At 69.6% G+C, this 17,239-nt stretch carries 19 protein-coding genes and 1 pseudogene; 6 read left to right on the forward strand and 14 right to left on the reverse strand.

Annotated features, from left to right (window positions below; translation table 11 throughout):
- Positions 1-79 precede the first annotated feature (79 nt).
- From QM708_RS05000 to dapA, 5 genes are read right to left on the reverse strand one after another with little or no spacing between them, the layout of a single operon-like run.
- Positions 80-1,231 (reverse strand): Mrp/NBP35 family ATP-binding protein, encoded by a 1,152-nt coding sequence (locus tag QM708_RS05000; RefSeq protein WP_415104980.1) that lies wholly within the window; start codon positions 1,229-1,231, stop codon positions 80-82.
- Positions 1,232-1,241: 10 nt separating this feature from the next.
- Positions 1,242-1,763, reverse strand: coding sequence for a DUF1003 domain-containing protein (locus tag QM708_RS05005; protein ID WP_415104982.1), 522 nt, complete (start codon positions 1,761-1,763; stop codon positions 1,242-1,244).
- Complete coding sequence (locus tag QM708_RS05010; RefSeq protein ID WP_415104984.1) at positions 1,747-3,012, reverse strand: magnesium transporter MgtE N-terminal domain-containing protein; 1,266 nt, start codon at positions 3,010-3,012, stop codon at positions 1,747-1,749. Before QM708_RS05010 ends, QM708_RS05005 begins: the two co-directional genes overlap by 17 nt.
- A 23-nt stretch (positions 3,013-3,035) precedes the next feature.
- Positions 3,036-3,434 (reverse strand): sec-independent translocase, encoded by a 399-nt coding sequence (locus QM708_RS05015; protein ID WP_415104987.1) that lies wholly within the window; start codon positions 3,432-3,434, stop codon positions 3,036-3,038.
- A gap of 45 nt (positions 3,435-3,479) precedes the next feature.
- A complete protein-coding gene (gene dapA, locus QM708_RS05020) occupies positions 3,480-4,361 on the reverse strand; it encodes a 4-hydroxy-tetrahydrodipicolinate synthase (protein WP_415104988.1) in 882 nt (293 codons plus the stop codon).
- A gap of 51 nt (positions 4,362-4,412) precedes the next feature.
- Here dapA and QM708_RS05025 point away from each other — a divergent pair, with 51 nt between their 5' ends.
- Positions 4,413-5,069, forward strand: a complete 657-nt coding sequence (locus tag QM708_RS05025; RefSeq protein ID WP_415104989.1) for an O-methyltransferase — start codon at positions 4,413-4,415, stop codon at positions 5,067-5,069.
- A gap of 103 nt (positions 5,070-5,172) precedes the next feature.
- On the opposite strand, the gene glgC is transcribed toward QM708_RS05025, so the two are convergent.
- Positions 5,173-6,396: a glucose-1-phosphate adenylyltransferase gene (gene glgC, locus QM708_RS05030; protein ID WP_415104991.1), complete on the reverse strand. Its 1,224-nt coding sequence runs from the start codon at positions 6,394-6,396 to the stop codon at positions 5,173-5,175.
- 130 nt (positions 6,397-6,526) lie between these two features.
- Here glgC and glgA point away from each other — a divergent pair, with 130 nt between their 5' ends.
- Complete coding sequence (glgA, locus tag QM708_RS05035) at positions 6,527-7,726, forward strand: glycogen synthase (RefSeq protein WP_415104992.1); 1,200 nt, start codon at positions 6,527-6,529, stop codon at positions 7,724-7,726.
- Between the two features lie 72 nt (positions 7,727-7,798).
- Here the strand turns inward: glgA and QM708_RS05040 are convergent, their stop codons facing one another.
- Genes QM708_RS05040 through dapE form a run of 4 tightly spaced genes read right to left on the reverse strand, consistent with a single transcriptional unit; the run spans position 7,799 to position 10,240 of the window.
- A complete protein-coding gene (locus QM708_RS05040; RefSeq protein ID WP_232548472.1) occupies positions 7,799-7,966 on the reverse strand; it encodes a DUF3117 domain-containing protein in 168 nt (55 codons plus the stop codon).
- A 56-nt stretch (positions 7,967-8,022) separates the two neighbouring features.
- Positions 8,023-8,367: a DivIVA domain-containing protein gene (locus QM708_RS05045; RefSeq protein ID WP_415104993.1), complete on the reverse strand. Its 345-nt coding sequence runs from the start codon at positions 8,365-8,367 to the stop codon at positions 8,023-8,025.
- Positions 8,367-9,170 carry a TIGR00730 family Rossman fold protein gene (locus QM708_RS05050; protein WP_415104994.1) on the reverse strand — a complete coding sequence of 268 codons (804 nt, stop codon included), beginning with the start codon at positions 9,168-9,170 and terminating at the stop codon, positions 8,367-8,369. The genes QM708_RS05045 and QM708_RS05050 overlap by 1 nt, the downstream gene beginning before the upstream one ends.
- Before the next feature lie 14 nt (positions 9,171-9,184).
- Positions 9,185-10,240, reverse strand: coding sequence for a succinyl-diaminopimelate desuccinylase (dapE, locus tag QM708_RS05055; RefSeq protein ID WP_415104995.1), 1,056 nt, complete (start codon positions 10,238-10,240; stop codon positions 9,185-9,187).
- A 76-nt stretch (positions 10,241-10,316) separates the two neighbouring features.
- On the opposite strand from dapE, the gene QM708_RS05060 reads away from it, so the two are divergent.
- Genes QM708_RS05060 through QM708_RS05070 form a run of 3 tightly spaced genes read left to right on the forward strand, consistent with a single transcriptional unit; the run spans position 10,317 to position 13,229 of the window.
- On the forward strand, positions 10,317-11,360 hold the full coding sequence (locus tag QM708_RS05060; protein ID WP_415104996.1) for a hypothetical protein: 1,044 nt from the start codon (positions 10,317-10,319) through the stop codon (positions 11,358-11,360).
- A gap of 59 nt (positions 11,361-11,419) precedes the next feature.
- Positions 11,420-12,349, forward strand: a complete 930-nt coding sequence (gene dapD / locus QM708_RS05065; protein ID WP_415104998.1) for a 2,3,4,5-tetrahydropyridine-2,6-dicarboxylate N-succinyltransferase — start codon at positions 11,420-11,422, stop codon at positions 12,347-12,349.
- Between the two features lie 13 nt (positions 12,350-12,362).
- A complete protein-coding gene (locus QM708_RS05070; protein WP_415105000.1) occupies positions 12,363-13,229 on the forward strand; it encodes a hypothetical protein in 867 nt (288 codons plus the stop codon).
- Positions 13,230-13,453: 224 nt separating this feature from the next.
- Here QM708_RS05070 and QM708_RS05075 read toward each other — a convergent pair whose 3' ends face one another.
- From QM708_RS05075 to fdxA, 4 genes and pseudogenes are all read right to left on the reverse strand, one after another.
- The gene (locus QM708_RS05075) at positions 13,454-14,578 is read right to left on the reverse strand and encodes a SulP family inorganic anion transporter (RefSeq protein ID WP_415111286.1); all 1,125 of its coding nucleotides are present in this window, start codon (positions 14,576-14,578) and stop codon (positions 13,454-13,456) included.
- A pseudogene (locus QM708_RS05080) lies at positions 14,470-15,183 on the reverse strand (SulP family inorganic anion transporter); the annotation flags it as partial. The gene QM708_RS05075 and the pseudogene QM708_RS05080, both read right to left, overlap by 109 nt.
- A 2-nt stretch (positions 15,184-15,185) precedes the next feature.
- On the reverse strand, positions 15,186-16,295 hold the full coding sequence (gene dapC, locus QM708_RS05085; RefSeq protein ID WP_415105002.1) for a succinyldiaminopimelate transaminase: 1,110 nt from the start codon (positions 16,293-16,295) through the stop codon (positions 15,186-15,188).
- Positions 16,292-16,612 carry a ferredoxin gene (gene fdxA, locus QM708_RS05090; protein ID WP_415105004.1) on the reverse strand — a complete coding sequence of 107 codons (321 nt, stop codon included), beginning with the start codon at positions 16,610-16,612 and terminating at the stop codon, positions 16,292-16,294. Before fdxA ends, dapC begins: the two co-directional genes overlap by 4 nt.
- A 120-nt stretch (positions 16,613-16,732) precedes the next feature.
- Between fdxA and QM708_RS05095 the strand changes: the two genes are divergently transcribed.
- Positions 16,733-17,239: a hypothetical protein gene (locus QM708_RS05095; protein ID WP_415105006.1), complete on the forward strand. Its 507-nt coding sequence runs from the start codon at positions 16,733-16,735 to the stop codon at positions 17,237-17,239.

The following is a 17,239-nucleotide window of genomic DNA, read 5'->3' on the forward strand; positions in this document are numbered from 1 at the left end:
GGCCGTCCAACTCGTGCGCGACGGTGCAGATCGTGCGCGCGGGCGGACAAGGCGTCGTGAAGGCAGCGCGAAAAGCGCGTCAGTTCACCATCAGGCTGAGTTTGCGGCCGGCCAGGCCGCGCTTGCGGGCGATCAGGCGCTCGGCCAACTCGTCCAACGCGGCGGCGGCGGGACGCGAGGCGTCGGTGGCCACCAACGGGACGCCGGAGTCGCCGGCGACGCTCATCTCGGCGTCCAGCGGGACTTCGGCCAGCAGCGGCACCTCATAACCCAGGCGCAAGGTCAGCGCCTCGGCCACGCGCGCGCCACCGCCGGAGCCGAACAGGTCGATCCGGTAGGTGTGGCCGGTGTCGGGGGCGGTGAAGTCGAGGTAGGCCATGTTCTCGACGACACCGAGCACCTTCTGCTCCACCATGGACGCCATCGTGCCGGCCCGCTCGGCGACCTCGGCGGCCGCCTGCTGCGGGGTGGTCACCACGATCACCTCGGCGTTGGGCAGCTTGGTGCCCAGGCTCATCGCGACGTCGCCGGTGCCCGGAGGCAGGTCGACGAGCAGGTAGTCCAGATCACCCCAGTACACATCGGCGAGGAACTGCTGCAGGGCGCGGTCGAGGATCGGCCCGCGCCAGGCGATCACCTGCTCGCGGGACTGCTTGAGCATGCCGACCGAGATCACCTTCATGCCGCTCACCGTCACCGGCAGGATCATGTCGTCGATGCCGGTCACGTCGGCGTCGGCGATGCCGAGCATGGGCGGGATGGAATGGCCGTAGATGTCGGCGTCCAGGATGCCCACCTTCTTGCCGCGCGCCGCGATCGCCTGGGCGAGGTTGACCGTCACCGACGATTTGCCGACGCCGCCCTTGCCGGAGGCGATCAGCAGCACCTGGGTGAGGTTGCCGTCACGGCTGAACGGAATCTCGCGCTCCCGGACGCCGCCGCGCAGCTGGGTCTTCAACGCCGAGCGCTGCTCGTCGCTCATCACGCCGAACTCGAGTTCGAGCCCGGTCAGGCCCTCCACACCCTGCAGGGCGGCGTGCACGTCGTGCTCGATCGTGCCGCGCATGGGACACCCGGTAATGGTGAGCAGCACCTTGACGAACGCCTGGCCGGTCTCGTCGACCTCGACCTTCTCCACCATGCCCAGTTCGGTGATCGGGCGGTGGATCTCGGGGTCGTTGACGCGCGCGAGCACGTCCCAGACAGCTTGGACCAGATTCGTCTCAGACATAGGGGCCACTCTACCGAGCGGCGCGGCGCCGCCCGGGGGGAGTCTGGTCCTCGTCGCCGTCGTCGTCGCGGTTGAGCTCCTCCAGCAGATCGCGCAGCTCGCCGCGCAGGAAGTCGCGGGTCGGCATGTCGTTGATCCGCATCCGCAGGCTGGCGAGCTCGCGCGCCAGGAAGTCCATATCGGCGCGTGACTGGGCGGCGACCCGGCGGTCGTTCTCAGTGGTCACCCGGTCGCGCGCCTCCTGCCGGTTCTGCGCGAGCAGGATCAACGGCGCCGCATAGGACGCCTGCAATGACAGCAACAAGGTGAGGAAGATGTACGGGAACGGATCGGAGAACATGCCCGGCCAGATGTTGTTGATCACGATCCAGGCGACGATGAACACCGTCATCCAGAACAGGAAGCTGGCCGTGCCCATGAAGCGGGCGAACCCTTCGGCGAACGAGCCGAAGGCGTCCTCGCGCAGCTTGAAGCGCGGCAACCAGGTGGTGCGGCGCCCGGGCGTGTTGAGGCGATCAGACGGTCGCGCCATCGCTCACTCCCTCCGCGAGCTGGAGCCGCCGCCAGTCGGCGGGCAGGATGTGGTCGAGCACGTCGTCCACGGTGACCGCGCCGACGAGTTGGCCCTTGTCGTTGACGACGGGCGCGCAGACGAGGTCGTAGGTGGCGAAATAGCGGCTGACCAGCGCGACGTCGGCGTCCGGGCGCAACGGTTTGATGCCCGAGTCGACCAGCGAGGCCGCCAGCAGCGACGGCGGTTCGCGCAGCAGGCGCTGGATGTGGATGGCGCCCACATAGCGGCCGGTGGGCGTGTCCAAGGGCGGGCGGCAGATGAACGCCAGGGCCGCCAGCGCCGGCGTCACCTCCTCGACCCGCAGTTCGGCGAGGCAGTCGGCGACGGTGGCGTCCGGGCCGAGCACGACGGGTTCGGGGGTCATCAGGCCGCCGGCGGTCGCGGCGTCATAGTTGAGCAGGGTGCGGACGTCCGCGGCGTCCTCGGGCTCCATCCGCTCCAGCAGCGTCTCGGCGAGCTCCGGGGCGAGTTCGGCGATCAGGTCGGCCGCGTCGTCGGGATCCATCTCTTCGAGGATGTCGGCGGCACGCTCGGTGTCGAGCGCGACGATGACGCGCACCTGCTCGGCCTCGGGCATCTCCTCCAATGCCTCGGCGAGCATCTCGTCGTCGAGCGCGGCGACCACGCTGGCCCGGCGCTCGGGGCTCATCTCGTGCAGTTCGCGGGCGATGTCGGCGGGCTTCATCTCGGCCAGTTCGGCGAGCACCTGCGCGGTGCCCTGCCCGGACACCCCGAAGAAGTCGGGCACCTCGTTCCAGTCGACGACGACGACATGGCCCCGTGAGAACGGCGAGCGGCTGGTGACCTCTTTGAGCGCGACCTCGCTCACCTCCCAGGCGCGGGTTCGGGTCTGGCATATCGCCACGTCGAAGATGGACGCCGGCGCCGCACCCGGGCGGTCGACGCGCTTGTCGAACAGATCGGACACGACGAGCCGTTCGGCTTCCCGGCGCTGGAACACGATCGTGTTCACCACACCGGCGATGATCACCTGCTGGCCGTCGATCGAGCGCACCCGTTCCATCGGCAGAAAGACCCGTCTCAGGCGCAACAACTCCACCACCAGGCCTTTCACCCGGGGTGGCCTGGCGTTGATCCGGTTCTGGACGACGACGTCGCGCACCTTACCGACCTGATCGCCACTGGCGTCGAGGACGGGCAGGCCTTTGATGCGCGAAACGAAGATCGAGGCAGCGGTTCCGCTCACCATCGAAGGTTAGCGCACGGGAATCAGGTCGCCTCGGGGTCGAAGCGAACAATCGGTGAATCCTGCGCCGAGACCGTGGCCGAGAAGGCCGTTCCCCCGTCGGGGACGCCCGCGGCCTCGTCGAGCGCGTCCTTCATGATCCGCCCCTCGGCCATCGCCTCGTCGCGGATCTGGCGCAGATCCGACACCTCCTCGGTCGAGAGCAGGTGCCGGGCGACCAGGTTCTTCGGGTTGAGGTCGGACAGCCGGATGTCGTCGTATTCGGGCCCCAGTTCCTTGCGCAGCTGACCGCGCGCGTCGTTGCCGACGCGGCGCAGGTAGGCCAGGATGCGCGCCGCCTTACGCGCCAGTTCGGGCAGTTTCTCGGGACCGAACACGATGATCGCGAGGATCACCAGGCCGATGATCTCCGACATGGACATGTTCACAGGGTGACTCCCGGGGGGGTGGGTGTGAGGTGGCCGGGCCTACAGGCCGGCCGCCTCCAGGAGTTGCACGAAGGCGCGCGCCTGCACCGGGGTGGCGGGCTTGAGCGGACGACGCAGCGCCGCCGGGCCGAAGCCGCGGGCCGCGAGGCCTGCCTTGACCAGCATGCATCCCTGGGTCGCGAACACACCGGTGTAGACCGGGAGCAGTCGCCGGTAGAGGGCCAGAGCGTCACTACGCGCACCGTCCGCGAGCAGGTCCATCCACTCGCGGGTCGCCGCACCGGTGAAGTGCGTCGAGGTGCCTACCACGCCGACACCGCCGACCGACATCAGGGGCAGCGTCACGGCGTCGTCGCCGGAGTAGTAGGCCAGGTCGGTGGCCGCCATCACCTTCGCGGAACTGACCAGGTCACCCTTCGCGTCCTTGACCGCCACGATGCGGGGGTGGCGCGCGAGCTCGATGATGGTGTCTTCGGGAATCGGGATGGCCGAGCGACCGGGAATGTCGTACAGCATCACCGGGAGCTGCGTGGAGTCGGCGACGATCAGGAAGTGCTCGAGCAGCGCGTCGGCCGGCGGCTTGCTGTAGTACGGCGTCACGACGAGGACGCCGTCGCACTCGGCCTCTTCGGCGTCGCGGCAGCGTTGGATCGTCGCGGCGGTCTCGTTGGTGCCCACGCCCGCGATCACCTTGGCGCGATCACCGACCTCGGCCTTGACGGCGCGCAGCAGCGCCAGCTTCTCTTCGTCGTTGGTCGTCGGCGACTCGCCGGTCGTCCCGTTGATCACCAGCGCGTCGTTGCCCTGTTCGTCCACGAGGTAGGCCGCTAGCCGGCGTGCCTGATCCAGATCGAGAGAACAATCGGAGGAGAACGGCGTCACCATGGCCGTGATGAGCCGTCCAAAAGGAGCATGAGCCATGAGCGACAGTCTAGGCCACCCCACCGGCGGCGCCCGCTGTAGGCTTGCCGCGTGAACCCTGCACCGAACAAGCAGCCGGCCTCCGCCGTATCCGCCTCGGCCGCTTACGCCGAGGCTTTCATCCCCGAGAGCGACGACGCCCGCCAGGCGCGCGCGGCGTCCGCCGAGTTGGGAATCCAGCCCGTCTCCCCCGGCACCGCCACCCTGCTCCGCTTCCTCGCCGAGCTGATCGGCGCGCGCGCGGTCGTCGAGGTGGGCACCGGCACGGGTGTGTCCGGGCTGGCCTTGCTGGAGGGCATGGTCGCCGACGGCATTCTCACCTCCATCGACATCGAGCCGCAGCACCAGGCCGCGGCGCGCACCGTGTTCGCCGGCGCCGGGATCGCGCCCCGCCGCGCCCGGCTGATCGCCGGCGAGGCGCTGCAGGTGCTGCCCAAGCTGAGCGACGGCGTCTACGATCTGGTGCTGATCGACGGCGATCCCCTGGAATACGTGGAGTACGTCGAGGCGGCGCTGCGCCTGCTGCGCCCAGGCGGCCTGCTCGCCATCCACCGCGCGCTGGCCGACGGCAAGGTGGCCGACGCCGCCAACACCGACGACGACACGGTGATCATCCGCGAGGCGCTGACGGCCGTGGCCGACTCCGAAGACCTGACCCCCGTGCTGCTGCCGGTCGGCCAGGGACTGCTGGTGGCGCGCCGCGCCTGACCACCGCCGGCAACGGACGCCGCCGCGGCCACGCGTCGCGTGCCGCACCGTCCCATATCAAAGGCCCCGGGGACGAATCCCCGGGGCCTTTGATATGGGAGTCTCAGACGGTGACGCGTCCGCCCTTGCTGACGGTGGTCACGCCCGCCTCGGAGACATCGAAGCCACGGGCGCGATCGTGATCATGGTTGACACCGACCTCGGCCCCGTCCTCGACGACGACGTTCTTGTCGAGGATCGCGCGGCGCACGACCGCGTTACGGCCCACCTTGACGCCGGAGAAGATGACCGACTCCTCTACCTTCGCCCACTTGTCGACCACCACGTTGGGCGACAGCACCGAGCGGTCGACATCGCCGCCGGAGATGATGCAACCCGCCGACACGATCGAATCCTCGGCCGTGCCGCGCAAGGTGAACTTCGCGCCCGGCGCCTGCGCCTGCTGGGTGAAGATCGGCCACTTGCGGTTGTACAGGTTGAAGTCGGGGTCGACGCTCACCAAGTCCATGTGGGCCGCGTGGTAGGCGTCGATGGTGCCGACGTCGCGCCAGTAGTTGCGGTCCTTCTCGGTGGAGCCGGGCACATTGTTCTTGGTGAAGTCGTAGACGTTGGCCTGGCCCTTGTTCACGAAGAACGGCACGATGTTGCCGCCCATGTCGTGCTTGGAGCTGTCGTCCTCGGCGTCGGCCTGCAGGCACTCCACGAACGCCTTGCGGGTGAAGATGTAGTTGCCCATGGACGCGAAGGACTCATCGGGGCTGTCGGGCAGACCGGGCGGGTCGGCCGGCTTCTCCAGGAACTGGAGGATGCGGCCGTCGTCGGCAGCGTCGATGATGCCGAAAGCGGACGCCTCGGAGCGCGGCACGCGGATGCCCGCGACGGTGCACTCCGCCCCGGAGGCGATGTGCGCCGCCATCATGGCGTCCACATCCATCCGGTAGATGTTGTCGGCCCCGAACACGACGACGTAGTCGGGATCCTGATCGGTGATCAGGTTCAGGGACTGGTAGATGGCATCGGCGCTGCCCATGTACCACTGCTTGCCGGTGCGCTGCTGCGCCGGGACGGTGGCCACGAAGCTGCCAAGCAACGTGGACATGCGCCAGGTCTGGGCGATGTGGTGATCCAGAGAGTGCGACTTGTACTGGGTGAGTACCGCAATCTTGGTCAGGCCAGAGTTCGCCAGGTTGGACAAGACGTAGTCGATAAGGCGGTAGGTTCCGCCGAAGGGAACCGCCGGCTTGGCCCGGTCGGCAGTCAGGGGCATCAGCCGCTTGCCCTCGCCACCGGCCAGGACAATCGACAGGACGTTCGGTCGATCGCTCATGTGCTCAACCTAGGCCACAACGGCCGTGTTCGGCCATCGAACCCGGACAATCGTGGACGACGAGGGCGGCCCTGCCCACGGTCTGGGGCGATCCCTCGCAGAGCGCAGTGATGTGTGACACGATCGGCCCATGCGCGTATCGATCTTCACCCGCGAGTACCCTCCCCACATCTACGGCGGCGCCGGCGTTCATGTGGGGCAGCTGGTGCCTCAGCTCGAAAAGTTCACCGACTCGGTCGACGTCCAGTGCATGGGCGAGCCTCGCGAAGGCGCGACGGCTCATGCCGAGGACTTCCCCGAAGGCGCCAACGGCGCGCTGCGCACCCTGGGTGCCAACGTGTCGATGGCCGCATCCGTTCCCGAGGTGGACGTCATCCACGCCCACACCTGGTACGCCCAGTTCGCGGGCATCGTCGCCTCCGAATACCAGGACGTGCCGCTGGTGGTCACCGCCCACAGCCTTGAGCCCGACCGACCGTGGAAGGTCGAGCAGTTGGGCGGCGGCTATCGCGTCTCCAGCTGGATCGAGAAGACCGCCTACGAGAACGCGGACGCCGTCATCGCCGTCTCCGCAGCCATGATCAAGAACATCCAGGACGCCTACCCGTTCGTGGAGACCGAGCGGATCCATGTGGTGAAGAACGGCATCGATCCTGAGGAGTTCAAGCCCGATCACAACACCGATGTGCTGGAGAAGCTGGGCATCCCGCAGGGCTCCCCGCTGGTCGTCTTCGTCGGCCGGATCACCCGCCAGAAGGGCCTGATCCACCTGGTCCGCGCGGCCCGCCAGTTCGATCCCGACACGGTGCTGCTGCTGCTCGCCGGCGCGCCTGACACCCCCGAGATCGCCGCCGAGTTCAACGAGGCCTTCGCCGAGCTGAACAATGAGCGCCCCGGCAAGGTGTTCTGGGTGCAGGAAATGCTGCCGCGCGAGGCCGTCCGCCAGGTCAACACCGCGGCCGACGTGTTCGCCTGCCCGTCCATCTACGAGCCGCTCGGCATCGTCAACCTTGAGGCGATGGCCTGCGAGACGGCCGTCGTGGCGTCCGCGGTCGGCGGCATTCCCGAGGTCGTCGTGGACGGCGAGACCGGCCTGCTGGTTCCCTACGACCCGGCTCAGGCCGGCGACGCCGAGTACGTGGCGGCGTTCGAGTCGCAGTTCGCGGCGAAGGTCAACGAGCTGACCCGCGACCTGGACCGCGCCAAGGCGATGGGCATCGCCGGACGCCAGCGCTGCATCGACGAGTTCAGCTGGGAGAAGATCGCCCAGGAGACGGTCGAGGTGTACAAGGCGGCCGCGGAGCACCGCAAGGCCAAGACGGCCAAGTAGCCCCACACACGAACGAATCCCCCGGACGCCGAGCGTCCGGGGGATTCGTCACGTTGCGAGCGAGGCGGAACCTCAGCCGACCACAGCCTTGAGTGCTTCCAACAGCTCGGCTGCCTCGGTGGCGTTCATCTCGATGACCAGGCGGCCACCACCGTCGGCGGGAATGCGCATCGCGATGACGCGGGACTCCTTCGCGACCTCGATGGGGCCCTCACCGGTACGGGGCTTCATTGCTGCCATGTTCTCCCTCTCTGCCTGGTTGCGAGAACTCGTTCGTCGTCCATTATCGCAGAACGTCAAAATCCGTGCGTTCGATCCGCTGTGGACGCCTGGGGCGGAGCGTCGTCGTGGGTGCCGGCGTCCGCCTGACCATCCGACGGCGCCGGCCACCCGGACGTCTGGGCGGCGTCCAACTGCGCGGCGAGCCGCCCGAGCACCTCGTCCACCTGCGCGGGGGCGTAGCCGCGCACACCGTTGGCGAACCGGAGCGCGCGCAGATCGGCCCCGCCCAGCGCCCCCGCGGGCAGGTCGAGCACGGGCGTGTCGTGGACGGGCGGGGGCAGTTCGCCGAAACGCCCGCTGCCGGCGAGCGCGGCCAGGCCGAGCACGGCGAACGCGCACAATCCCAGGAACCAGACCATCAGTTCGCCCCGGTGTGCTTGCGGATGATCGCGACCGCTTCGTCCACATCGTCGACCACGTGGAACAGCTGCAGGTCACCGGGGCTGATGTATCCCTGTTCCGCCACGGTCGCGGTCAGCCAGTCGACCAGGCCGCCCCAGTAGTCGGAGCCGAGCAGCACGATCGGGAACCGGGTCACCTTGCGGGTCTGGACCAGGGTGAGCGCCTCGAACAGTTCGTCGAAGGTGCCCATGCCGCCGGGCAGAACCACGAAGCCCTGGGCGTACTTGACGAACATCAGCTTGCGCACGAAGAAGTAGCGGAAGTTGATGCCAAGGTTGACGTACTGGTTGAGGCCCTGCTCGAACGGCAGTTCGATGCCCAGACCCACCGAGGTGCCGCCGGCTTCATGTGCGCCCAGGTTGGCCGCCTCCATGATCCCGGGACCGCCGCCGGTGATCACCGCGTACCCCTCGTTGACCAGGGCGGTTCCCAGTCGGCGCGCGGCATCGTAGGACGGGTGATCCGACGGCGTCCGTGCCGAACCGAACACGGTGACCGCGGGCCCGAGCGGGGCGAGGGTGCCGAAGCCTTCGATCACCTCGGCCTGGATGCGGAACACCCGCCACGGATCGGTGTGCACCCAGTCGCCGCCGTTGCGCGACTCCAGCAGCCGCTGATCGGTGGTGGTCTCCTGCACCTGGTCGTCGCGGCGGATCACCGGGCCCTGGTACTGGTCGCGCTGGCGCTTCTTGGCGCGCTTGCGGGCCGCCTTCACCTTGCCGGTCTTGGACTTGTCGGCGGCCTTCGCCTTGTCAGCCATCGGGGTCTCCTTTCTCAGCTCAGCCAGCGGCGGATAGCCGCCGAGCAGATGTCCAGGTCGGTCGCGGGGCAGAACTCGTCGTCGGCGTGGGCCTTGCCCGGGTCGGCCGGGCCGAAGTTCACCGCCGGAATGCCGAGCGCGGAAAATCGCGCCACATCGGTCCATCCGTACTTGGCGCGCGGCTCGCCGCCGACGGCCGCCAGGAACTCGGCCGCCGCAGGCAGGTCGAGCCCGGGGCGCGCCGCGGGTGACTCGTCGGTGAAGACGAGTTCGTGGCCGGCGAACACGTCGCGGCAGTGCTGTTTGGCGTCCTCGACGCTGCGATCGGGCGCGAAGCGGAAGTTGACCACGATCGTGCACCGGTCCGGGATCACATTGCCGGCGATGCCGCCGCTGATGCCGACCGCGTTGAGGCCCTCGCGGTATTCCAGGCCGTCGACCACGACGGTGCGCGGGCGGTATTCCTCGAGGGTGCGCAGCAGCGCGCCGGCGTCGTGGATGGCGTTGTGACCCAGCCAGCTGCGGGCCGAGTGCGCGGCGCGTCCGGTCGTGGTCACCTCGAAGCGCAGCGTCCCCTGGCAGCCGCCCTCGATCCGGGCGCCCGTGGGCTCCATCAGCACCGCGAACTCCCCCTCGAGCAGGTCGGGACGGGTGCGGGCGAGGCGTCCGAGACCGTTCTTGGCGGCCTCGACCTCTTCGTGGTCGTAGAAGATCCAGGTGACGTCGTGGCGGGGGGCGCTCAGCGCGACCGCGGCGTCCAGCATCACCGCGACGCCGCCCTTCATATCGCAGGTGCCCCGGCCGTAGATCAGGTCGCCCTCGCGCCACGAGGGCAGGTTGCCGGCGACCGGCACGGTGTCGATGTGCCCGGCGATCACGACGCGGGAGGGGCGGCCGAGATCGGTGCGTGCCACCACGGCGTCCCCGTCGCGGTGGATAGTGAGGTGAGCGTGGCCGGCCAGCGTCGCGACGATCGCGTCCGCGAGGGCCGTTTCGTTGCCACTGACCGACTCGATGTCGGTGATCTGCTGCAGGAGGGTGGGCAGGTCAGCGGTGAGGTCAAGCGCCATGCACGCCACCCTACTGGCGAGGCACGCTCACCGCGGCATGGCATCATGGCATGTGGTCGACCCCGAGGAGGACACCGTGGACCAGACCGATCCCACCCCGTCGAAGGCAACCCCCGAGCCTGCCGACACCCCCGCCCCACCCGCATCCGCCACCGAGGACCAGCCCGCGAAACGCTCGCGGCGTCCGCTCGTGATCGCGGGCTCAGCGCTCCTGGTGGTCGTGCTCATCGCCGTCGTGGCGTGGGCCGCGATCTCCACCAGCACCACAGCCCGGCTCAACGCCATCAAGAATTCGGCGATGACATACCTGACCGCACTCTCCACCGCGGACGCCGACGCCGCCCTCGACTCGCTCGCGGAGCGCCCCGCCAACACGGCACTGCTCACCCGCGGCGTCCTGGAGGCGTCCCTGCGCGACGCGCCACTCACCGGCATCGAGGTGAGCGACGCTCAGGAGAACGGCGACCAGGCGACCGTCCGCGCGACCTACAAGCTCGGTGATCGCGAGGTCTCCACCCAGCTGCAGATCGTCGGCAAGGCCGGCCGGGACTGGAAAATCGCCGACGGCACCGCCGATCTGAGCGTGCCCGTGGTCGCCGGCGTCGCCATCAACGGCGCCTCGCTCACCGAGACGGTCAACCCGGTCTTCCCGGGCGTCTACACCGCCGCGGCGTCGAGCGAGTTCCTCAGCGTCACCGGCGAGCAGACGCAGGCGGTCGTCACCGATCCCGCGCAGGAGGGCGGCACCATCGCGGTGACCGCCGCGCTGTCGGACGCCGGCCGCGAGGCCGTGCTGAGCACGGTGAAGACCCGTTTCGATGAGTGCCTGGCCTCGACGGTGTCGCGGCCGGCCGACTGCCCGTTCGGTTTCAGCGAGGACGGCGTCGAGATCGCTCCCGATTCGGTGCGGTTCTCGCTGACCAACGATCCGTGGGCGGACTTCGCGCCCACCGTGGACCCGGCCACCCTGCTCGCCAGCGGCACCTTCCACTTCGAGGTGACGGGCACCGCCACCGCGACCGCGTTCGGCCTCACCGGTGACGTTTCCCGGTCCCAGGTGGCCGACCGCGCGTACGAGGTCGACCTCAGCAAGGATCCGCGCGTCGTCGTCTGGCGCTGATCGTCCCCAGGTACCGGCCGCCGCGAGGACTGTCTGCGGCGGCCGGTACGCTGAACGCCATGACGAATTCCGCGCGCACGGCCTGGGGCTGGGGCCTCGCCACCACGACCCTGTCCGGAGACGTCCTCGACGTCTGGTACCCGTCCCCCGCACTCGGCGTCTCCGACGATTCGGACGCCCCCGCCTCGCTGCTGGCCGCCGTCGGCAGCGATGAGGACCGTGGAGTGGTCCTCGATGTGGTGTTCACCGAGATCGATCTGGACGCCGCCCCGGCGAGCGTCCCGGACGCCTACCTGCGCCTGCACCTGCTTTCGGCGCGGCTGTGCGCGCCGCGCACCCTCAACCTCGACGGCATCTTCGGCGTGCTGCCGAACGTGGTGTGGACCTCGGCGGGCCCGTGCGCCGTCGAGGGCTTCGAGAACGTGCGTGCGGCGCTGCGCGCCCGCGGCCCGGTGACCGTGTTCGGCGTCGACAAGTTCCCGCGCATGGTCGACTACGTGGTGCCCTCCGGCGTCCGGATCGCCGACGCCGACCGAGTCCGCCTCGGCGCACACCTGGCCTCGGGCACCACCGTGATGCACGAGGGCTTCGTGAACTTCAACGCCGGCACGCTCGGCGTCTCGATGGTCGAGGGCCGGATCTCGGCGGGCGTCGTCGTGGGCGACGGCTCCGACGTCGGCGGTGGCGCGTCCATCATGGGCACCCTGTCGGGCGGCGGCAAGGAGCAGATCTCGATCGGCGAGCGCTGCCTGCTGGGCGCCAACAGCGGCGTCGGCATCTCGCTGGGCGACGACTGCGTGGTGGAGGCCGGCCTGTACGTGACCGCCGGCACCAAAGTCACCCTGCCCGAGGGCGGCGTGGTCAAGGCCATCGAACTGTCGGGGGCGAAGGGCCTGCTGTTCTACCGCGACTCGCTCACCGGAGCGGTCGCGATCCGTCCGCGCGCGGGCAAGACCGTCGAACTGACGGCCGCGCTGCACGCCAACTGACGCAGGGAGCTGGATGAGGGCGCTGGGCCGGGTCGCGATCGGACTGCTGATCCTCGCGGTGATCGCGGTGGGCATGGTGGCCGGGCTGACCATGCTGTACCGGTACCAGAAGGCCCCGCTCCCCCTGCAGGACCAGTGCGTCGCGCGGGTCGCCGAGATGAGCGCGGCGTTGGACGCCGAACAGGCGCACAATGCCGCGATCATCGTCGGGGTCGCGGTGCAGCGGGAGTTGGCGCCGCGGGCGTCCACCATCGCGCTGGCGACCGTGTATCAGGAGTCGGGCCTGTACAACCTCGACTACGGCGACCGTGACTCGCTCGGACTGTTCCAGCAGCGCCCCTCGCAAGGCTGGGGCACGCCGGCGCAGGTGCGGGATCCGGTGTACGCGTCCAACAAGTTCTATGACGCGTTGCTGAAGGTCAACGGCTGGCAGAGTGGCGACGTCAACGACGTTGCCCAGGCCGTGCAGCGCAGCGGACACCCCAAGGGCTACGTGCGGCACGTCGAGAACGCCCGCCGGATCGCCAGTTCGTTGACCGGCGAGACCCCGGCGTCCTTCAGTTGCGTGGTGAAGAACCTGCCCCAGGCGGATTCCGCCGGCATGGCGGCCTTCTTGACGAGCGCGCTGCCCGCAGGCACGACGGTGAGCCAGACCGGGGACGCCGTGACGGTGAAAGCCACCAACAGCCGCACCGCCTGGGCCGCCGCACAGCTGGCCGTGGCCACCACCGCGGTCTACGGCACCTCGAGCGTCGAGGTCGGCGGACGCAGCTGGACCGTCGCCGGTGACTCATTCGCGTCCTGGACGGGCACCCCCGACAACGCGACGACCGCGACCATTCGTTTCGCCGCTCCGGTCACCCCGACACCATCGCGCTGAACTCGGTCCGGCCAAGGGCCGATGCTGGGAAGAAATAGTCGGCCACGCTCGCCCGGTCTAGTCACGCCGCCCGGTGTAGTCACGTTCGCCCGGGTTAAGCACACTCGCCCGCTAAGTCGCCCGGTTTGAGCACACTCGCCCGCGCAGGAAACAGGGCGACTGCGCGTACACCGGGCGACGGGGGCGAGATGGACGCTCCGCTCCGGTCTCAGGCGCCTTTGAGGCTACTTCGATTTCCGCGCGGAGATCAGTGACTCCGCCTTGGTGATCGCCTCGGAGAGTTCGACCACGTGCATCGCTGGGTCGAACGCGTTGACGGCGACGACGGTGCGCAGTTGGGCGTCCGTCATGCCTTGGGCGATCACGCGGATGCCGCGGCGGCGGAGTTGGCGGACGGCGTCCTTGAGGGCTTCGCCGCCCGAGGCGTCCAGGATCTGCATGCGGTGGAAGCGGATGATCACCACGTCGACGTCCTCGACGCCGGTGACCAGGTCGGTGAAGCGGTGTGCGTCGCCGTAGAACAGGGCGCCGTCGACGCGGAACAGCGCGATCCGGGAGCGTAAATGCTCCTGGGCGGAGGTGTAGTCGATGACGCCCTCGCGGGTGTCGGCGGGCAGGTATTGGCGCCGCACGATCGAGTATTTCGCCATGTGCCGCAGGCTCATCACCGCGGCCATCGCCACGCCCAGCAGCACGGCCATCACCAGATCGAGGAAGACGGTGGCGAACAGGGTCAACAAGAAGGTGTTCCGGTCGGCGCGGGTGGTGTGGAAGATCGTCCGGAACACGCCCGGGTCGACCATCCGCAATGCCACCACCACCAGGACGCCGCCGAGTGCGGCGAGCGGGATCCGGGACACGATCGGTCCCAGCGCGGCCATGATCACCAGCAGCACCGCGGCATGGGTGATCGAGGCGAGCCGCGTCCGCCCACCCGAACGCACATTGACCGCGGTGCGCGCGATGGCGCCGGTGGCCGGCAGCCCGCCGAACAGGCCGGACGCCACATTGGCCAGTCCTTGGCCGACCAGCTCCCGGTCGGACTGGGTGCGCTCGATGTCGGGCACCATCCCGTCGGCGACCCGGGCCGACAGCAGCGACTCCAAGGCGGCCAGCGCGGCAACTGCCAACGCGGGCGCAGCCAGATGGCGGACGGTCGCCCAGTCCAGCGCCGGCAGTGCCGGGGCGGGCAGGCCGGCAGCGCGCCGATCCGGTCCACCGGCAGCGCCACCAGTTCGACCACGACGGTCACGACGATGATCGCCAGCAACGAGATCGGCAGCTTGGGGAACTTCAATCCGGGCAGATGCAGCACCGCGGTCAGTGCGGCGACCAGCAGCGGCGCCCAGGCGTGCGACCAGTCGGTGTGCTGCAAGGTCTGCGCGGTGGCCACCAATGTGGACTCCGATTCGCCCTTGGGCGCCCCCAGCAGCAACGGGAACTGCTGCAGCAAGATGATGATGCCGATTCCGGTGGTGAACCCCTCCACGACCGGGAAGGGCACCATCTCGACGGCGCGGCCCATCGCGGTGAGCCCCATCAGGATCACCATGATCCCGGCCATCACCGCCAGCAGCGGAACCTGCTGGACGCCGTACTGGGCGATCACCGGCAGCAGCACCACGGTCATCGCGCCGGTCGGTCCCGAGACCTGCAGGTGGCTGCCGCCGAACACGGCCGCGACGATGCCGGCCACCACCGCGGTGACCAGGCCGGCCGCCGCACCCGCGCCGGAGGCGACGCCGAAGCCGAGCGCGAGCGGCAGCGCGACGATGCCGACGGTGACGCCGGCCAGCAGATCACGGTTCCAGCTGCGGCGCAGCCCGGCATAGTCGGAACCGCGCGGCCACAAGCCCTTGAGGCTGATCAGGTGCTCCCCGACCACCCCGAAGACCCCGGCCAGGCTTTCCTGAGCGCTGGAGCGGCGCGGCTCGATCCGGTAGTCCCGTTTCATGGTCAGTGGGCGGTGAGCCGCTGTGCAGCGCTGGCGATCCGCTCGTCGGTGGCGGTGAGCGCCACGCGGACGTGGAACCGCCCGGCTTCACCGTAGAAGTCACCCGGCGCGGCCAGGATGCCCCGCTCGGCGAGCCAGGCGACAATCTCGCGTCCGGTCTCTTCGCCGCGGCGCACCCACAGGTACAGCGAGCCCTGGGAGTGGTCGATCGTGAAACCGGCCGCGCGCAGTGCGGGGGCGAGCAGGGCACGGCGGGCGAGGTAGCGCCGGCGCTGCACCTCGACATGCTCCTGGTCGCCGAGCAGCACCGTCATCGCGTCCTGCACCGGACCCGACATCATCAGCCCGCTGTGCTTGCGCACGGCGAGCAGTTCGGTGAGCAGGGTCGAGCAGCCCGCCAGGAACCCGGCGCGGTAGCCGGCCAGGTTGCTGCGCTTCGACAGCGAATGGGCCGCGATCAGGCCCTCCGCGCTGCCCCCGCAAATGTCGGGGTGCAGCACCGAGAACGGTTCGGCGTCCCAGGCGAACTCGCCGTAGCACTCGTCGGAGGCGAGCACCGCACCGGTGGAGCGTGCGGCGGCCACCCAGGCCCGCAGTTCGCCGGGCGAGGCGATCGCGCCGGTCGGGTTGCCGGGGCTGTTGATCCAGATCAGGGCCGGACGCGCCGCCGCGGCCTCGCCCGGATCGTCGGTGGCGAGCACGTTCGCGCCCGCGATGCGCGCGCCGACCTCGTAGGTCGGGTACGCCATCGTGGGCAGCACCACCGTCTCGCCGGGGCCGACACCCAGTTGCAGCGGCAGATGCGCCACCAGCTCCTTGGTGCCGACCACGGGCAGCACGTTGCGGTCGGTCAGCGGCACGGTGCCCCAGCGGGACTCCAGGTAGTCGCGGATCGCCGCCCTCAGCGCGGGTGTGCCCCACACGGTCGGATAGCCGGACCAGGACGCCGCGGCGTCCGCCAGCGCGCGCACGCCCGCCTCGGGCACCGGATCGACGGGCGTCCCGACCGAGAGGTCGCACAGTCCACCGGGGTGTGCCTGCGCTCTCGCGCGTGCGTCAGCGATCGTGTCCCACGGGAAGTCGGGCAGCTTGCCCGACAGCCCGCCGCTCACTCGCCCTGGGGCGGGAGTGCCGCGACCATCGGGTGGTCGGCGTCGATCTTGCCCTGGCGGGCGGCGCCGCCGGGGCTGCCGATCGTGTCGAAGAACTGGACGTTGGCGTCGTAGAACTCGCTCTGATCGCCCGGGACGTCGTCCTCGTAGTAGATCGCCTCCACCGGGCACACCGGCTCGCAGGCGCCACAGTCCACACACTCGTCGGGGTGGATGTAGAGCATGCGGTTGCCTTCATAGATGCAGTCGACGGGACACTCCTCGACACACGCGAGGTCCTTGACATCGACGCAGGCCTGGGTGATCACATAGGTCATGAAAACTGCTCCTTGAGTGCGGCCCCGGATGGGGATACCGGCTAACAATACAACCGTGGAGGTCCTGTGCCCCAGCCGATCAGTAACCCCGGGAACGCGTGGGCCCCCCTGGCGGTGGGGATGCGTGCCAGCCTGCGCGTCCGTACCCCCGGCGGACGCCGCGAGGTGATCGGATTCCTCACCTCGCTGTCGGCCGATCAGGTCGGCATCGTCGACCGCCGCGGCACCGAGCATCTGCTCGCCACAGCCGATGTGGACGCCGTCCGCCCGGTCGCCGTCGCGCTCGGGCGCCGTCCCGAATCCACCCCGCGCGACCTCCTGGACGCCCTGGCCACCCGGGCCGGCGTCCGCGGTGCCTGCTGGGTGGGCCGGATCAGCACCCTGCTCGCCGACCGGACGCCTCCGGCGTCGGTCCCCGCCTGGGGCGAATGGGCCGAGTTCGGCGGCGTCCGCGCCCGGTTCGAGGGCGAATGGGTGACGCTCCCCCTCGCGCCGGTCGAGACGATCGTGGAGGCCGCCTGGTGGGCGACCCGGATGGGCGCCCGCAGCGTTCAGATCCGCGCCGAGGAGGCCGACGACCCAACGACGGACGACCTCACCGCCGCCGGGTTCACCCGGCTGGGCTAA

The organism is Propioniciclava sp. (genome assembly GCF_047602245.1).
Classification (GTDB): domain Bacteria; phylum Actinomycetota; class Actinomycetes; order Propionibacteriales; family Propionibacteriaceae; genus Propioniciclava.

Bases quoted from the DNA above. Each gene is read 5' to 3' on its own strand.
- QM708_RS05015 (WP_415104987.1), bottom strand. From the start codon at position 3,434: ATGTCCATGTCGGAGATCATCGGCCTGGTGATCCTCGCGATCATCGTG.
- QM708_RS05070 (WP_415105000.1), top strand. From the start codon at position 12,363: ATGAGGGCGCTGGGCCGGGTCGCGATCGGACTGCTGATCCTCGCGGTG.
- QM708_RS05045 (WP_415104993.1), bottom strand. From the start codon at position 8,367: ATGGTCTGGTTCCTGGGATTGTGCGCGTTCGCCGTGCTCGGCCTGGCC.
- fdxA (WP_415105004.1), bottom strand. From the start codon at position 16,612: ATGACCTATGTGATCACCCAGGCCTGCGTCGATGTCAAGGACCTCGCG.
- dapD (WP_415104998.1), top strand. From the start codon at position 11,420: ATGACGAATTCCGCGCGCACGGCCTGGGGCTGGGGCCTCGCCACCACG.
- dapE (WP_415104995.1), bottom strand. From the start codon at position 10,240: ATGGCGCTTGACCTCACCGCTGACCTGCCCACCCTCCTGCAGCAGATC.
- QM708_RS05005 (WP_415104982.1), bottom strand. From the start codon at position 1,763: ATGGCGCGACCGTCTGATCGCCTCAACACGCCCGGGCGCCGCACCACC.
- QM708_RS05050 (WP_415104994.1), bottom strand. From the start codon at position 9,170: ATGGCTGACAAGGCGAAGGCCGCCGACAAGTCCAAGACCGGCAAGGTG.
- dapA (WP_415104988.1), bottom strand. From the start codon at position 4,361: ATGGCTCATGCTCCTTTTGGACGGCTCATCACGGCCATGGTGACGCCG.
- glgA (WP_415104992.1), top strand. From the start codon at position 6,527: ATGCGCGTATCGATCTTCACCCGCGAGTACCCTCCCCACATCTACGGC.
- QM708_RS05000 (WP_415104980.1), bottom strand. From the start codon at position 1,231: ATGTCTGAGACGAATCTGGTCCAAGCTGTCTGGGACGTGCTCGCGCGC.
- QM708_RS05095 (WP_415105006.1), top strand. From the start codon at position 16,733: ATGCGTGCCAGCCTGCGCGTCCGTACCCCCGGCGGACGCCGCGAGGTG.
- glgC (WP_415104991.1), bottom strand. From the start codon at position 6,396: ATGAGCGATCGACCGAACGTCCTGTCGATTGTCCTGGCCGGTGGCGAG.
- QM708_RS05040 (WP_232548472.1), bottom strand. From the start codon at position 7,966: ATGGCAGCAATGAAGCCCCGTACCGGTGAGGGCCCCATCGAGGTCGCG.